General features: G+C 61.1%; 14 protein-coding genes and 1 pseudogene. 10 read left to right on the forward strand and 5 right to left on the reverse strand.

What is annotated here, in order from left to right; genetic code table 11:
- Positions 1-25: 25 nt before the first annotated feature.
- Both HYE77_RS01995 and HYE77_RS02000 read right to left on the reverse strand, forming a co-directional pair.
- Positions 26-847 (reverse strand): SDR family NAD(P)-dependent oxidoreductase, encoded by an 822-nt coding sequence (locus tag HYE77_RS01995; protein WP_008437872.1) that lies wholly within the window; start codon positions 845-847, stop codon positions 26-28.
- A 112-nt stretch (positions 848-959) separates the two neighbouring features.
- Positions 960-1901: a LysR family transcriptional regulator gene (locus tag HYE77_RS02000; RefSeq protein WP_177068339.1), complete on the reverse strand. Its 942-nt coding sequence runs from the start codon at positions 1899-1901 to the stop codon at positions 960-962.
- Between the two features lie 159 nt (positions 1902-2060).
- Here HYE77_RS02000 and HYE77_RS02005 point away from each other — a divergent pair, with 159 nt between their 5' ends.
- The 5 genes and pseudogenes from HYE77_RS02005 to HYE77_RS32875 all read left to right on the forward strand — a co-directional run bounded on the left by HYE77_RS02005 (position 2061) and on the right by HYE77_RS32875 (position 7622).
- Entirely contained in the window at positions 2061-3371 is a 1311-nt protein-coding gene (locus tag HYE77_RS02005) for an MFS transporter (RefSeq protein ID WP_177068340.1), read from the forward strand.
- Positions 3372-3393: 22 nt separating this feature from the next.
- Positions 3394-4623: a Zn-dependent hydrolase gene (locus tag HYE77_RS02010; protein WP_177068341.1), complete on the forward strand. Its 1230-nt coding sequence runs from the start codon at positions 3394-3396 to the stop codon at positions 4621-4623.
- Between the two features lie 168 nt (positions 4624-4791).
- On the forward strand, positions 4792-5817 hold the full coding sequence (locus tag HYE77_RS02015) for a histone deacetylase family protein (RefSeq protein ID WP_177028557.1): 1026 nt from the start codon (positions 4792-4794) through the stop codon (positions 5815-5817).
- A gap of 179 nt (positions 5818-5996) precedes the next feature.
- Positions 5997-6764 (forward strand): annotated as a pseudogene (locus tag HYE77_RS32870) (MCP four helix bundle domain-containing protein); the annotation flags it as partial.
- Between the two features lie 48 nt (positions 6765-6812).
- Positions 6813-7622 (forward strand): methyl-accepting chemotaxis protein, encoded by an 810-nt coding sequence (locus HYE77_RS32875; protein ID WP_371316412.1) that lies wholly within the window; start codon positions 6813-6815, stop codon positions 7620-7622.
- On the opposite strand, the gene HYE77_RS02025 is transcribed toward HYE77_RS32875, so the two are convergent.
- The gene (locus tag HYE77_RS02025; protein ID WP_177022954.1) at positions 7591-8442 is read right to left on the reverse strand and encodes a hypothetical protein; all 852 of its coding nucleotides are present in this window, start codon (positions 8440-8442) and stop codon (positions 7591-7593) included. The genes HYE77_RS32875 and HYE77_RS02025 overlap by 32 nt on opposite strands.
- A gap of 665 nt (positions 8443-9107) precedes the next feature.
- Between HYE77_RS02025 and HYE77_RS02030 the strand changes: the two genes are divergently transcribed.
- Positions 9108-10010, forward strand: coding sequence for a LysR family transcriptional regulator (locus tag HYE77_RS02030; protein WP_003211921.1), 903 nt, complete (start codon positions 9108-9110; stop codon positions 10008-10010).
- Here the strand turns inward: HYE77_RS02030 and HYE77_RS02035 are convergent.
- Both HYE77_RS02035 and HYE77_RS02040 read right to left on the reverse strand, forming a co-directional pair.
- Positions 10002-10760, reverse strand: coding sequence for a substrate-binding domain-containing protein (locus HYE77_RS02035; RefSeq protein WP_008437882.1), 759 nt, complete (start codon positions 10758-10760; stop codon positions 10002-10004). The genes HYE77_RS02030 and HYE77_RS02035 overlap by 9 nt on opposite strands.
- Before the next feature lie 12 nt (positions 10761-10772).
- Positions 10773-12065 carry an MFS transporter gene (locus tag HYE77_RS02040; RefSeq protein ID WP_003211917.1) on the reverse strand — a complete coding sequence of 431 codons (1293 nt, stop codon included), beginning with the start codon at positions 12063-12065 and terminating at the stop codon, positions 10773-10775.
- 198 nt (positions 12066-12263) lie between these two features.
- Here HYE77_RS02040 and HYE77_RS02045 point away from each other — a divergent pair, with 198 nt between their 5' ends.
- From HYE77_RS02045 to HYE77_RS02060, 4 genes are all read left to right on the forward strand, one after another.
- On the forward strand, positions 12264-12410 hold the full coding sequence (locus HYE77_RS02045; protein ID WP_003211914.1) for a hypothetical protein: 147 nt from the start codon (positions 12264-12266) through the stop codon (positions 12408-12410).
- A 416-nt stretch (positions 12411-12826) separates the two neighbouring features.
- The gene (locus HYE77_RS02050; RefSeq protein WP_087692591.1) at positions 12827-13549 is read left to right on the forward strand and encodes a GntR family transcriptional regulator; all 723 of its coding nucleotides are present in this window, start codon (positions 12827-12829) and stop codon (positions 13547-13549) included.
- Positions 13546-14334, forward strand: coding sequence for an SDR family oxidoreductase (locus tag HYE77_RS02055; RefSeq protein ID WP_087692590.1), 789 nt, complete (start codon positions 13546-13548; stop codon positions 14332-14334). Before HYE77_RS02050 ends, HYE77_RS02055 begins: the two co-directional genes overlap by 4 nt.
- Positions 14335-14416: 82 nt before the next feature.
- Positions 14417-15349 carry a 3-keto-5-aminohexanoate cleavage protein gene (locus HYE77_RS02060; protein ID WP_010176558.1) on the forward strand — a complete coding sequence of 311 codons (933 nt, stop codon included), beginning with the start codon at positions 14417-14419 and terminating at the stop codon, positions 15347-15349.
- Positions 15350-15357: the final 8 nt, after the last annotated feature.

Below are 15357 nucleotides of genomic sequence, written 5' to 3' on the forward strand. Positions count from 1 at the left end.
CGGCACCTTTTTCAAAAGCGTGAGATTAATCCGAGGCCGACACGCTGAGGTCGTGCCACTTCTTATCCGACTCGGCCAAATCTGCGGCTGCACGGGCGGCGTATTGCACGGCATCGCTGCCGATCAGCAAGCGTAGCGGGGCGTCTTTGTTCAGTGCCAGCTCCAGCACGATTTCGGCAACCCGGTCCGGACCCGTCGGCAGGATGCCGGGGGAGTTGAGCAATTCAACCAAGGCGCCGACCGTTTGTTGGTAGGGCTCACTGATGGCCGGAATCGTCATGGAACTGCCCGACCAGTCCGTGCGCATGCCGCCTGGCTCCAGCACGGTCACCTGGATGCCCAATGGCGTGACTTCCTGTGCCAGTACTGTGGAAAATCCACCGACTGCCCATTTCGCACTCTGATACGCGGCCAGGCCGGCCATGCCGATGCGGCCACCCAACGACGATACCTGGAAGATATGCCCACGGCCCTGGGCGCGCAGCACCGGCACCACCGCCTTGCTCACGTGCACCACACCATAGAAGTTGGTGCTGATCTGCGCGGAAAAATCCTCCAGCGTCACATCTTCCACCGACGCCAGGTCACCGTAGCCGGCGTTATTGACCACCACATCCAGGCGACCAAAATGTTTCACCGCGGCATCCACCGCTTCCAGCACCTGCTGGTTATTGGTCACGTCCAGCGTGACCGGATAAATCGCCTCGCCGTATTCGGCCACCAGGTCATCCAACTGCTTGGGATTGCGCGCGGTGGCAACCACACGATCACCGGCGCGCAGGGCGGCTACGGTAATCGAGCGGCCGAGGCCGCGGGAACTGCCGGTGATAAACCATATCCTGGACATTCGAACACCTCTTCGTTTGAGACTGCGGGAGTAACCTGTGAACGAATGATGGTCGACCGGCTTCTCTCATACACTAGCAAGAGGCCGCCAAGTGACTTGCATATCACGCCATTTATTCTGCGGCCAACCGTGCCGACAGGCTTTCGATAAACACCGTCTCCGCCCGGCTCATCTTCTGCTCACGGTTCCACAGCAGGTGGATATCCACGTCGGTAATCCCTTCGTCTGGCGGCAAGCGCCAGAGCAGCCCATGCTTCACATCCTCGGCCACCACATGAATCGGCAGGCAGCCCAGGCCAAACCCGGCAATCACCAACCGCCGCACTTCCTCCAGGCTGGAGGACGACGCCACGATGCGCCCGCTGAAGCCCTGCTGGTCGCGAAAGATCGTCAACGGCGAGAGCATTCCGCCGATCTGGTCGCTGGTAAAACTCACGAAGTTCTCCGACTGCAAATCTCCCTCCGCCAGCCCGGTGCGTCCGAACAACGGGTGATGCCGCCCGCAAAAAAATGCATAACGCTGACGCAGGAACAGGTGCTGCTCCAGCCGTGGTTGCGGCCGGCGATTGAGGCTCAGGCCCAGCGTCGCGGTTTTCTCCAGCAGGGCGGCGACGATGTCAGAGCTGCGCATCACCTCAACGTCCAGGTCGACCCGGGGATGCTGGCGATGGAAGTCCGCCAGGAAGTCATCAAAGGTGTCCGAACTGATCCGGCTGATCATCAGCAACCGCACTTTGCCAAGCACCTCGTCGCCAGGCTTTTGCAGGGCGTTGCTCATCTGCGAGACCTGGCCATACATCTCGCCGGCGATCGCGAAAATCTGCTCGCCGGCTTCGGTCAGCACGAAGCGCGGGCCGCGCCGGGCGATCAAGTGGCAGTCGAGCTGTTCTTCCAGGCGCTTGAGCGCCTGGCTGATGGCCGGCTGGGTGAGGTGCAGGCGGGCGGCGGCGCGACTGATGCTCAACTCCTGGCCGATCACCCGAAAGGTGCGCAACAGGTTCCAGTCCAGGCGGTCATTGAGCAGCGGATGAACATCGCGGCGATTTTCAGGCATGTCGACAGCTCGATAATAAGCAGAATTTATAATCGGAATAATAAATAGAAAATTGACTAATCATAGGGCCGAGACGAAAAATCACCCTCAACCAGCGCCATCAGAGCGCGTGCGCCAGACCTTTCTCCTGCCAAAAAAATAACCAAAGGAGCCAGCCCCATGAAGCCTTCCGCTTCGCCGCAGCCGCGCCGTGCCGCGGCCGCCGCTTTCATCGGCACCATGATCGAGTGGTACGACTTTTACATCTACGCCACCGCCGCCGCGCTGGTGTTCGGTCAATTGTTCTTCCCTTCCGACGACAAACTGTTCAGCACCATGGCCGCGTTCGGCACCTTTGCCGTGGGCTTTTTCGCCCGGCCATTGGGCGGCATTGTGTTTGGGCATATCGGTGACCGTATCGGTCGCAAGAAATCCCTGGTGATCACGCTGGTGATGATGGGCGTGGTCACCGTATGTATCGGCCTGTTGCCGACCTATGCGCAGATCGGCGTCGCGGCGCCGGTGTTGCTGGTGCTGCTGCGCATCGTGCAGGGCATCGCCGTTGGCGGCGAGTGGGGCGGGGCGGTGCTGATGGCCGGCGAACATGCACCCAAAGGCCGTCGCAATTTCTTTGCCTCCTTTGCACAGTTGGGCAGCCCGGCGGGTTTGATCCTGTCGTTGCTGGCCTTCAGTGCGGTAACCCGTTTGCCGGAGGCCGACCTGCTCAGTTGGGGCTGGCGCGTGCCGTTCCTGGCCAGTGCCTTGTTGTTGATCGTCGGTCTGGCAATCCGCCTGGGCGTCAACGAATCGCCTGAGTTCCTGGAAGACAAAGCCAAGGCAGAAAAGGCCCGGGCCATCACCCAGGATCAGGCCCCGGTCATCGAAGTGCTGAAAACGGCCTGGCGCCCGCTGCTGCTGTGCATCGGCGCCAACACCCTGGGGATTGCCGGGGTGTATTTCACCAACACCTTCATGATTGCCTACACCACCCAGCAACTTAACCTGCCGCGCTCGTTGATTCTGGAATGCCTGTTTGTCGTGGCCATCATCCAGTTCTGTGTCCAGCCGCTGGCGGCCTGGGTGGCGGAGAAGGTCGGTGCCACACGCTTTCTGTGTGCGATGAGCGTGCTTGCGATGGCCTCGCCTTATCCGATGTTCGTGCTTGTCAGCAGCGGCCAGGCGCCATTGATCATCCTCGGCATCGCCCTGGCCGTGGTGTGCATGGCCTCGTTTTATGCGGTGATTGCCGGCTTCGTCAGCGGCTTGTTCGAAACCCGCGTGCGCTACACCGCCATCTCCCTGGCCTACCAAGTGTGCGGCGCACTGGCCGGTGGCCTCACGCCGTTGATCGGCACCTGGCTGGCCCATGAATACCAGGGCCAGTGGTGGCCGATGGCAGTGTTCTACAGCGCGATCGCGGGGGTTTCGCTGCTGTGCGTACTTGCGTTGTCCCGGCGTCACGCCACCGCCCACCGTCTTGAAATGGCTTGAAGCGTTTGATTGGAGAATGTGTATGTTGAAGATTAATGGCGAGCGCCTGTGGGCCAGCCTGATGGCCATGGCCGAAATCGGCGCCACGGCCCGCGGTGGCAGTTGCCGCCTGGCGTTGAGCGCCGAAGACCAGGCGGGCCGCGCACTGTTCAGCCGCTGGTGTGAAGAGGCCGGGCTGACCCTGAGCGTCGATGCCATCGGCAACCTGTTCGCCCGCCGGGCTGGCACCGACCCTGAAGCTGCGCCGGTGATGATGGGCAGCCACCTCGACACCCAGCCGGAAGGCGGGCGTTTTGATGGCGTCTATGGTGTGCTGGCCGGACTGGAAGTGATCCGCAGCCTCGACGACCACGGCATCAAGACCCGCAAACCGCTGGAAATCGCGGTGTGGACCAACGAGGAGGGCGCCCGGTTTACCCCGGCCATGCTCGGCTCGGCCGTGTTCACCGGCACCTTGGCGTTGGATAACGCGCTGGCCACCCGGGATGTCGCCGGTGTCAGCGTGGCGGATGCGTTGCGCAGCACCGGCTACAACGGCGAGCGCCCCTTGGGTGGCGCGGTGGATGCGTATTTTGAAGCGCACATCGAGCAAGGTCCTATTCTGGAAGACAACGCCAAGAGCATTGGCGTGGTCACCGGTGGGCAGGCGATTCGCTGGCTCGACGTGCGCGTGGAAGGCATGGCCGCCCATGCCGGGACCACGCCGATGCCACTGCGCAAGGACGCCTTGTACGGCGCCGCGCAGATGATCCAGTCGCTGGAAAACCTGGGGGCTGATTTTGCGCCTGAGGGCCTCACGACCGTGGGTGAATTGAGCATCGCCAAGTCGTCGCGCAACACCATTCCCGGCTTGCTGAATTTTACCGTCGACCTGCGTCATCACCGCGACGCCGACATAGAAGCCATGGAGCAACAGGTGCGTGCCCGCTTGCAGGACATCGCCGCCCAACGTGGTCTGAGCGTCACCGTCAGCCCGCACTGGATCAGCCCGGCGACACCGTTTGATGCCGAGTGTGTCGCCTGTGTGCAGTCCGCCGTGGATGCGTTGGGTTATGCCCAGCAATCGATTGTCAGCGGTGCTGGCCATGACGCCATCCACCTGGCGCGGTTCTGCCCCACGGCGATGGTGTTCATTCCGTGCGTGGGAGGCTTGAGTCATAACGAAGCCGAAGATGTGCTGCCCGAGGATGTTCGCCAGGGCACCGATGTATTGCTCAATGCCGTGTTGAAACGTGCCGGCCAGGCTAATTAACGAAACATTTCTGCAAGGTTGAACACGATCAAAATGTAGGAGCTGGCTTGCCTGCGATAGCGGTGGTTCAGGCAACAAATTTGTATCTGAGCCACCGCAATCGCAGGCGAGCCAGCTCCTACAGGTCCGGTGTTCAACCGCAGATGTGTGCCCATCAGGAGAAATCCCATGCGTACTTATTTCCACCCCGAACAACTCCTGCACCATCCTCGCAGCTACTACTCCCGTGGCCAGATGCGTACCCCGCAGGAAGTCCCGGAGCGCGCCCGCAATCTGCTGCTGGCCGCGCAAAACCTGGGCTTCGACATCCAGCAACCCCACGACCAGGGCCTTGATCCACTGCTGGCTGTGCACGGTGCGGCCTACCTGGCCTTCCTCCAGGAAGCCCACCAGCGCTGGAAAGAAATCCCCGAAGACTGGGGCGACGAAGTCATGTCCAACATCTTCGTGCGCGAGCCCAACGCCCTGCGCGGCATCCTTGCCCAGGCGGCGCGCTACCTCGCCGACGGCAGTTGCCCGATTGGCGAACTCACCTGGCGCTCGGCCTATTGGTCCGCCCAAAGCGCCGTCGCTGCCTCCCGGGACATCCTCGACGGCGCACCCGCGGCCTACGCGCTGTGCCGCCCGCCAGGCCACCACGCGCGTTTTGATGCAGCCGGTGGGTTCTGCTATATCAACAACGCGGCGGTTGCGGCGCAGGCGTTGCGCGCTGGCTTCGAGCGCGTCGCCGTGCTCGACACCGACATGCACCATGGGCAAGGCATCCAGGAGATTTTCTACGAGCGTGATGACGTGCTGTACGTGTCGATTCATGGCGACCCGACCAACTTCTATCCGGGGGTTGCAGGCTTTGCGGAGGAGCGCGGCGCAGCCAAGGGGGAAGGCTTCAACCTCAACCTGCCAATGGCGCATGGCGCGAGTGAGGCGGTGTTTTTCCAAAAGCTGGAACTGGCATTGAAGGCAGTGAAGGACTTCTCGGCGGACGTGCTGGTGTTGTCGCTGGGGTTCGATATCTACGAGCTGGATCCGCAAAGCAAAGTGGCGGTGACGCGGGAAGGATTTGCGCGGCTGGGGGAGTGCATTCGTGGATTGGGGTTGCCGTGTGTGATCGTGCAGGAGGGCGGGTATCACCTGGAAACGCTGGACAGTAATGCTCAGGCGTTTTTTGCAAGTGCGCAGGCGTGGTCAATGTAACCCGCTGAATAAAGCGCCCCGGACTGCCTTGGAAATACATTCAAGGCGCGTCCGCCCCGTGGGCCTTTCACGTCGATAATTTATATCTGTTAACTTCTGGTCGACACCCCTAAAGTCCCGCCCTGACTGGCCGAAACTCTGTCATACGATGTCGTATGCCCATAATGAGAACAATCGCCATGTCGCTCCGCAGCCTGTCCATCGCCCGCCGTGCGGGTCTCGGTTTTGCCTTGATTGCCTTGCTCGTGGCGCTGTTGGGGTTCTTTGCGCTCTCGAACATGGCAAGCATCCGCGAAAGCGCCGTGCAGGTTGAAAGTGGCCTGGTGCCGAAAATGCGCCTGGTCTCGGATATCCGCGAAATCATGCTGCGCATCCGCACTATTTCCCTGCGCATGGCCCTTGATCCCAATCCCGCGAGCCTCTCGCAATACCGTAGCCAGATGGACACCCGCAGCCAGGATCTGACGAAGAAACTGGCCGACCTGAATGCGGTGATTGATACCCCCGAGGTACGCAATCTTTATGATCAGTTCCAGGTCTCCCTGCGTCAGTATCAGCAAGGTCTCACTCAGTCATTCATCCTCGCCGACAAGCAGCAGACCGCCGAGCTGAACAAGTTGCTGCTGGTGGACATGAAGACCGTGGTCGACGGTTCCGGCAATCAGCTCAATGCCCTGGCCGACTATTACAACGCCCAGATAAACCTGCAGGGCCAGACGGCCGAGTTGCAGTACAGCCGCTCGCGCACGATGGTCTTCGGCTTCGTGCTGCTGGCGGCGTTGAGCACCGTGGCCCTGGCCTGGTTGCTGACGCGCAGCATCGTTGGTCCGCTGAGCCACGCGGTGCGCGCCGCAGAAAACGTCGCCCAAGGCGACCTGACGCAAACCGTTGAAGTAACCGGCGATGACGAAGTGACGCGCCTGCTGGTGGCGTTGCAGACCATGCAAGGCAGCCTGCGCAGTACCTTGCAGCTGATTCGCCAGTCGGCCGGGCAGATGGCCGCGTCGGCCACCGACCTCAACGGCATCACCGACCAGAGCAGCCGCAGCCTGCAAAAGCAGACCGCTGAAATCGAGCAAGCCGCCACCGCGGTCAACGAGATGACCTCGGCCGCCGATGAGGTGGCACGTAATGCAGTCTCCACTTCCGAATCCACCCGGCTCTCTAATGAAACGGCCCGCGATGGCCAGCAGCGCGTCGGCGAGACGGTCAGCGCGATTCAGGCGTTGAGTACCAACATCGGTGAAACCTCGAGCCTGGTGCAAAACCTCGCCGATCAATCGCGGGACATCGGCAAGGTGCTCGATGTGATTCGCTCCATCGCCGAGCAGACCAACCTGTTGGCCCTGAACGCCGCCATCGAGGCGGCGCGTGCCGGTGAGTCCGGGCGTGGCTTTGCCGTGGTGGCCGACGAAGTGCGTGCGCTGGCCCATCGCACCCAGCAATCGACCCTGGAAATCGACCAGATGGTCACCGCGATGCGCAGTGGCTCCAGCGAGGCACTGACCTCAATGCAATCGAGCACCCAGCGGGCCAGCGAAACCTTGATCCTGGCCGAAGGCGCCGGTGGAGCCTTGAGCCAGATCACCGACTCCATCGACCAGATTCACCAGCGCAACCTGGTCATCGCCAGCGCCGCCGAGGAGCAGGCGCAAGTGGCCAAGGAAGTGGATCGCAACATCGTCAACATTCGTGACCTGTCCGCGCAATCATCTTCGGGAGCAGGGCAGATCAACGGGTCGAGCCAAGAGCTGGCGCGCTTGGCCGTGTCGCTCAATGAGGCGGTGGCGCGGTTTCAGCTGTAACGGGGTCTACTCGTGCCACGGATGGCACCAGTTCCAGGATACGGTCACGGCCACCTTCGGCCACGAGGTACGTTCCCTTCGTCGTACGCACAATCGACTGTGGCGCCTTCAGGAAAGACAGGATCGTCTGCTGGCGCCCGTGCTTGTCGATCAGCAACAAACGCGCACGGTGGGTTGAATCCTCGTTGATCCATAACCCGCGTTCATCGCACATCAGGAAGGTGGGTTTGTTCAAATGGCTCAGTACCACCGGGTCGCTACCGTCGATGGTCAGCTCTCGCACCACGCCCTTCTTCTTTTCTGTGTAGAGCATGCGCCCATCCGTGCAGCGAACAATCGACTCGCCTTCGCTGAGTTGGTCACGCACGACGCTCAAGGTCCTGTCGCTCCAGTGATAGCGCAGGATCCGCGCCCCGACCTTACGGTCTTCGATGGCATACAGGTACTCGCCGTCGTCCCATAACCCTTGCACGCTTTCTCCCCTGAACAGCTCGGTGACGACGCCGTCCTTGAGGAAGCTGACCGGCGCGCCGTCCACTTCCTGGCTGAACACCCAACCGCCCTGAGTGGCGACCATGCCATCGGGCTTGGATAGTTTTCCTACAACCAGCTCGCGTTTTCCGTCGGGCAAGATGCGTACGATACTGCCAAGCCCATCGCTCAATTCCTGGCTCACCATCAGCGAACCGTCGGGCATCGGCATCAGTGATGCGGCCTTTGCTACGTCTCGGTGGACGACATGAACACTCCAGTCTTCGGCTGCACTGACCGGGTAGAAGCTTTGCCAGGCGAAGAAGCCCAAAGCTGCAAGGCAGAGCAAACCCAGGAGCCACAACCCCGCTCGAATCGCTCGATAGAGAGGCACAGGGCTGGAAGTCCTTTTTATTGTTTCATCCATTGATTGCGTTACCAGTCTGTATTCGTGAGTGGAAAAGATTGCCGCTGCGGTTGATTGTCGTCGTCATCCTGCAAGAGGCTCTAAGTAGGAATTTTCCCGCATAAAGAATTTCCTTTATACCCATGCATGAGTGGTGCGAGAAACATAAAGGGACCGCAGGCATACAGCGGGGATTTGGCAGGAGGCGAGTTGCACATAGGCAATTTCAGTGGGAGTGGAACTACAGCCCATACAGTCATTCCGCACCATTCACGTTTGGTAGGTTGTGGTCGGGTGTTGGTGTGAGCATCTTTATCATCGGGAAGGGCTAGATGGATCCCTACGCATCCAGTAAGACAAATCAGCAGTGTTGTGCTGACAACTGTTTTTCCCATGTTAGACCTGTGAGGTGGTACCTAAGAGCTGTCAGTATTGACGCTTTTCAGAAGTCTCGTTTCCAACCCACGCAAATTCCCTGCTGATATGTATGACCGCATATTTTCCGTAGGGTTATTGGCTGATCCCGAGTCTGTGGCCCGCGCCAATAGCATCCCGCCAGCCTCCATACGATAATGCCCGCCACATCTGCTCAACCAATGGCTGCCCCCGTGATCATCAACTTCGACCTCAACGACCTCCAGGCCTTCCGCGCCGTCGTAGACAAGGGCAGTTTCCGTGCGGCGGCCGAAGCCATCCGTATCTCCCAGCCGGCCCTCAGCCGGCGTATCGAGAAGCTCGAATCCGCCCTCGACGTCAAACTCTTCGAACGCACCACGCGCCGGGTCAGCCTGACCATGGTCGGCCGCGCGTTCCTGCCGCAAGTCGAGCGCATGCTCGATGACCTGGACATCGCCCTGATGGGCATCAGCAACGTCGCCTCGACCCGCATGGGCAATGTCACCATCGCCTGTGTGCCGTCCACCGCGTACTACTTCATGCCCCACGTGATCTCCGAATTCCACAAGCTCTATCCGAAGATTCGCCTGCGGGTCCTGGACGCGAGTGCGGGCGAGGTGTGTGCGGCAGTGGAAAGTGGCGAGGCGGATTTCGGCGTGAGTTTTAGCGGCAGCCTGGCAGACGGGGTGGAGTTCGAGCTGTTGTTGCAGGAGCGTTATGTACTGGCCTGTCGCCGGGAGCACCCGCTGGCGGACCGCGCCAGTGTGACGTGGGCCGAGGCGTACGAGTACGACTACATCACCGTGGACAAGACCTCAGGCAACCGCTTCCTGCTGGACCAGGCCCTGCGCGGCGTGCGGGTGAAGAAACCAAGCATCTGCGAAACCCATCACGTGACGACCATGATCGGGCTGGTGGAGGCGGGGCTTGGGGTGGCGATGGTGCCGTCGATTGCGATGCCGGGCGGCGAACATCCGATTCTGACGAGCGTGCCGTTGGTGGAGCCGGAGGTGGTGCGCAACGTGGGGTTGATCAAGCGCCGCGGGCGTACGTTGACGCCGGCGGCACTGGAACTGGAGCGGTTGACGCGGGAGATGCCGTTCCGGTCAGTGTGAGACCGAATCCAGGCCGGTGGATTGCACCACCGGTTGCGCCTGGGGCGAGGCGAGGAATTGCAGGAGCTTTTTCGCCTGCGCCGGGTGCTGCGCATTTACCGGAATGCCGGCGGCAAAACGGGTGACGGACTGCACGTCTTCAGGGATCTTTCCGACGTAGGTCACGCCTGGAATCGGCAGCAGTTCGGACACCTGTTGCAAGCCCACTTCGTAATCACCCTTGGCCACCTGTGAGGCCACCGGGATGCGTTCGATCATGGTGCCCTTGGACGGCATGCCGAGCTTCTTGAACAGTTCCTTTTCGACGTAGACGCCGCTGGCGCTGTCCGAGTACGCGACGGATTTGGCGTTGGTCAGTACCGTCTTCAGTTCGGCATCGGTGGCAATCGAGGGCTTGGCCGCGCCTTCCTTGACCACCAGGCCGATGCGCGAGTCCGCCAGTTCAACGCGGGACGCCTTGTCGACCTTGCCTTGCTTGATCAGCTCATCCAATGCGTAGCCGACCATGATCACCACGTCGGCGTGTTCGCCACGGGCCAGGCGGTTGGGAATCGCTTCCGGCGCCTTGCCCATCGACGGGCCGAGGATGGTGTCGAGGGTGTCGCCGCTCTGGGTGGCGTATTGCGCACCCAGCACCTTGTAGGCAGCGGTGAAGCCGCCGGAGGTCATGACTTTCAGCTCTTCGGCGTGGGCGACCATCGCCAGGGAACCGATCGCCAGTGCCGCCAGTGTTTTCAGCATGGGGTTCATCAGTGCGACTCCTCAGGCAACTTGCAGACGGGCGCTGGCGCGGCGATACAGCGCGAACGTCGCGCACAGGGCGCACAGCGCGGCGAACATCAGCCAGTAGGCGGGCGATGCCTTGTCGCCCGTCTCGTGGATGAACCAGGTGGAAATCGCCGGGGTAAAACCGCCGAAGATCGCGGTCGCCAGGCTATAGGCCAGGGAGAAGCCCGCCACACGCACTTCCACCGGCATGATCTCGGTCAGGGCCGGGATCATGGCACCGTTGTACATGCCGTAGAGGAAGGAGAACCACAGCAGGGTTTCCAGCATGTGCGCGAAGCTTGGCGCATTGACCACGTAGGAAAGTGCCGGGTAAGCGGTCAGCACGGTCAAAGCAGTCATGGCGATCAGCACCGGCTTGCGGCCAAAACGGTCACTGAGGGTGCCACCGATGGGCAGCCAGATGAAGTTCGACACGGCCACCAGCAGGGTCACCAGCAGGGCGTCGGCGGTGGTCAGGTTGAGTACGGTTTTGCCGAAGGTGGGTGCGTACACGGTGATCAGGTAGAAGGCCGTGGTGGTCATCGCCACCATCATCATGCCGCCGATCACGATGGTCCAGTTCTTCACCAGGGTGGCCAGCACTTCGCGCATGGTCGGGCGATGCTTGCGGTTGGCGAACTCTTCGGTTTCCTGCAGGTTGCGGCGCAGGACGAAGATGAACGGGATGATCACGCAGCCGATGGCGAACGGAATGCGCCAGCCCCAATCGGCAACCACCGCCGGTTCCATCCACTGGTTCAGGCCATAACCCAGGGCGGCCGCGACCACGATGGAGATCTGCTGGCTACCCGATTGCCAGCTGGTATAGAAACCCTTGCGGCCCGGGGTGGCCATTTCGGCCAGGTACACCGAAACGCCGCCCAGTTCGGCACCGGCCGAGAAACCTTGCAACAGCCGACCCATCAGCACCAGCAGCGGTGCCCACAAACCAATGGTGTGATAGCCGGGCACCAGCACGATCAGCAGGGTGCCACTGGCCATGATCGCCAGGGTCACGATCAAGCCTTTGCGACGGCCCACATCATCGATGTACGCGCCGAGGATGATAGCCCCCAGCGGACGCATCAAAAAGCCCGCGCCGAACACGGCGAAGGTCATCATTAATGACGCAAATTCATTAGCGGCAGGGAAGAAGGCGGCGGCGATATAGGTGGCATAGAAACCGAACAGAAAGAAGTCGAACTGTTCGAGAAAGTTGCCGGAGGTGACGCGAAAGACCGCGCCGACTTTGGAGCGGGCAGAGTCAGGCCGTGAAGGGTTTTGCATTTTCTTGTGTCTCCAGCGTTCTTTTTAAAGTGCTTGTTTCGCTTAAGACCGCGGATAGTGGCTGACACATTTGGAAATGATAAGTGAGTTGTTTACATGTATTGATGCGTCGTGGTTATCAATTGCTGGATGCACACAAAACCGCTCCCTCATCTATGCTTGCCCAGTGTGTCCAATTCTTACGGATGGGAGGTGGGTATGAGCAACGAACAGAAGCAGCGCGAAGAGTTGGAGCAGGAGCGGGCGAGGAAGCTTCGCGAGGAAGAAAAGCCGCAGACCTGGAAGCATCCGGACGATGGCACCGAGCTGTCGGAGCGCGATCAGGAGCGCCCGCTCAGGCCTTGATGCAGGCAATTCACTGTGGCGAGGGAGCTTGCTGTGGCGAGGGAGCTTGCTCCCGCTGGGCTGCGAAGCGGCCCCAAGATTTTTGGGAGCGCTTCGCACTGGAGCGCCAGCCCGGTCCAGCGGGAGCAAGCTCCCTCGCCACATTACGATTTACTGAATCGGCATTCCCAACTCCACCAGCGTGCCATCTGGGCACCGCACACTAGAAACAACCTTTGCGCCTCCCCACGCCGCCCTTGAAGTTCATCCCGCCCTGCGAAGCAGAGGGTGGTGTCGCCGGTATCCCGCTCGCCATAGATCCCTGATTAATACACTCGACGGCGACTGAAGCCATACCGTCAACGGGAAACTATTTGACATATTTGATTTGTGATCACATATTGGAGCCATAAGAACGACAACACAGGTTTTGACTCATGACAGATGGCCCGCTACTCCTTCCGACCTTGCGCCAGGTGTCCCGTGATACCTTGCAAGACCAGGTCTATCGCCAGATCCGCGAAGCCTTGATGAGTGGTCGTTTCCAGCCCGGCCAGAAACTCACCATCCGCGGCCTCGCCGAAGCCCTCGGCTCCAGCCCCATGCCAGTGCGCGAAGCCCTCCAGCGCCTCAGCGCCGAAAACGCCTTTGAAGTCACCGAAACCTCCCGCCTGCGGGTACGCATGATGACGGTCGAACGCCTGCGGGAAATCCGCGATGCGCGGGTCGCCCTGGAAGGTTTGCTGGCAGAAAAGGCCGTATTGCTCCTGGAAAAAACCGACCTCGACGAAATCTCCGACCTCTGCCAACAGATGCAACAGGCCGCCGACGAAGTCGACGTTTCCCGCTACCTGTGGACCAACTTCGCCTTTCACCGTCGGATCTATGCCGTCGCCCAGGCCGAATTGACCATGGCCGCCGTGGAAAACTTCTGGCTGCACATGGGCCCGTGTTTTGCCCTGGTCGCCCCCGATAAAGCTCACTTGCAACGCTCGATGGAGGCGCATACGCGCATCGTCGAAGCCCTGGCCGCCCGCGATGGCGCCGGTGCCCGCGCGGCCGTGACCGATGACATCATGCAGGCCGCCGATTCCCTGGCGCGCCTGCTCGTCAAGAACGACCGTTCGCGGTCGTCTGTTTCAGGAGGTAAACGTGCATGAGTGTCCTACAGCGGCTGCAGCCCTATCCTGGGTTACGTGTGTTGATTTCCGGCGGGGCTGCCGGCATCGGTGAAGTGTTGGCGGCGGCCTATCTGGAGGCGGGTGCCAAGGTGCATGTGTGTGATGTCAGCGAAGCGGCCCTGGCGGCGTTTCGCGACAAGTACCCGGGCACTGTCGCCACCCGTGCCGACGTGAGCGATGCCGCGCAGATCGAGGCGGTGTTCCAGGTGCAGCGCGAGCAATTCGGCGGGCTGGACGTGCTGGTCAACAACGCCGGGATTGCCGGGCCCACCGGCGGCATCGACGCCATCAGCGATGCCGAGTGGCAAGCCACGATCAATATCAACCTGACGGCGCAATACCGCTTTGCCCACCACGCGGTGCCGATGCTCAAGGAATCGTCCCACGGCCATCTGCTGCATATCGCCTCGGTCGCCGGGCGCCTCGGCTACGCCTGGCGCACGCCATATGCGGCGACCAAATGGGCCATCGTCGGCCTGATGAAATCCCTGGCCTCGGAGCTGGGCGAAAGCGACATCCGCGTCAACGCCTTGCTGCCCGGCATCGTTGAAGGCCCGCGCATGGACGGCGTGATCCGCGCCCGTGCCGAACAGGTCGGTGTGCCGGAAGCCGAGATGCGCCAGGAATACCTCAACAAGATCTCCCTCAAGCGCATGGTCACCGCCGAAGACGTCGCGGCCATGGCCTTGTTTCTCTGCTCGCCTGCTGCCCGCAATGTCACCGGCCAGGCGATCAGTGTCGACGGTAACGTCGAGTACCTGTAGGCCGCGTCAGCGTTAAGCCAGGGAAGAACACACAAGTTACACCCGGGATTTTTTTCATAAGAATAAAAGTCGGAGAATCGTCATGTCCAAAAATCGTCCTGTGATCATCACCTGCGCCGTCACCGGTGCCATCCATACGCCGTCGATGTCGCCGCATTTGCCGATCACCGCGCAGGAAATTGCCGACGCCGCCATCGGTGCCGCCGAAGCCGGCGCCGCCATTGTCCACCTGCATGCCCGTGATCCCATCGATGGCCGTCCCAGCCAGGACCCCGCGCTGTTCGCCGAATTCCTGCCGCAGATCAAGGCCGCCAGCGACGTGGTGATCAACATCACCACCGGCGGCGCACCGACCATGGGCGTCGAAGAACGCCTGCAACCGGTGATGCAGTTCAAGCCGGAACTGGCCTCGCTGAACATGGGCTCGATGAACTTCGGCCTGTACGAAATGCTCAACCGCTTCACCGAGTTCAAGCATGACTGGGAGCGTCCGTACCTGGAAGAAAGCGACGACCGGATCTTTCGCAATACCTTCCGCGACATTACCCACATCCTCAATTCCTGCGCCGAGAACCGCACCCGTTTTGAAATCGAGTGCTACGACATCGGCCACCTGTACACCGCCGCCCATTTCCTGGAGCGCGGCCTGCTGAAACCACCGTTGTTTATCCAGTCGGTATTCGGTTTGCGCGGCGGCATCGGCGGGCACCCGGAAGACCTGGCCCATATGCGCCGCACCGCCGACCGCCTGTTTGGCGACGACTACGTGTGGTCGATCCTCGGCGCCGGCCGTGGGCAAATTCCGCTGGCCACCATGGGCCTGTCCATGGGCAGCAACGCCCGGGTCGGCCTGGAGGATTCGCTGTGGGATGGCCCGGGCAAACTGGCCGCGTCCAACGCCGACCAGGTACGGCGCATTCGCACAGTGATCGAAGCCCTCGGCCACCGCGTCGCCACGCCGGATGAAGCGCGGGAAATCCTCGGGCTCAAGGGGCGTGACCAGGTCAATTTCTAAGTGATAAA

Origin of the sequence: Pseudomonas sp. IPO3774 (genome assembly GCF_013386835.1) — a bacterium.
In the GTDB taxonomy this organism is placed as follows: Bacteria; Pseudomonadota; Gammaproteobacteria; order Pseudomonadales; family Pseudomonadaceae; genus Aquipseudomonas.

Excerpts from the sequence above, each read along its gene's own strand:
- HYE77_RS02010 (WP_177068341.1), top strand. The coding sequence starts at position 3,394 with ATGTTGAAGATTAATGGCGAGCGCCTGTGGGCCAGCCTGATGGCCATG.
- HYE77_RS02040 (WP_003211917.1), bottom strand. The coding sequence starts at position 12,065 with ATGCAAAACCCTTCACGGCCTGACTCTGCCCGCTCCAAAGTCGGCGCG.
- HYE77_RS02060 (WP_010176558.1), top strand. The coding sequence starts at position 14,417 with ATGTCCAAAAATCGTCCTGTGATCATCACCTGCGCCGTCACCGGTGCC.
- HYE77_RS02015 (WP_177028557.1), top strand. The coding sequence starts at position 4,792 with ATGCGTACTTATTTCCACCCCGAACAACTCCTGCACCATCCTCGCAGC.
- HYE77_RS02035 (WP_008437882.1), bottom strand. The coding sequence starts at position 10,760 with ATGAACCCCATGCTGAAAACACTGGCGGCACTGGCGATCGGTTCCCTG.
- HYE77_RS01995 (WP_008437872.1), bottom strand. The coding sequence starts at position 847 with ATGTCCAGGATATGGTTTATCACCGGCAGTTCCCGCGGCCTCGGCCGC.
- HYE77_RS02055 (WP_087692590.1), top strand. The coding sequence starts at position 13,546 with ATGAGTGTCCTACAGCGGCTGCAGCCCTATCCTGGGTTACGTGTGTTG.
- HYE77_RS32875 (WP_371316412.1), top strand. The coding sequence starts at position 6,813 with ATGGCCGCGTCGGCCACCGACCTCAACGGCATCACCGACCAGAGCAGC.
- HYE77_RS02005 (WP_177068340.1), top strand. The coding sequence starts at position 2,061 with ATGAAGCCTTCCGCTTCGCCGCAGCCGCGCCGTGCCGCGGCCGCCGCT.
- HYE77_RS02000 (WP_177068339.1), bottom strand. The coding sequence starts at position 1,901 with ATGCCTGAAAATCGCCGCGATGTTCATCCGCTGCTCAATGACCGCCTG.
- HYE77_RS02045 (WP_003211914.1), top strand. The coding sequence starts at position 12,264 with ATGAGCAACGAACAGAAGCAGCGCGAAGAGTTGGAGCAGGAGCGGGCG.
- HYE77_RS02050 (WP_087692591.1), top strand. The coding sequence starts at position 12,827 with ATGACAGATGGCCCGCTACTCCTTCCGACCTTGCGCCAGGTGTCCCGT.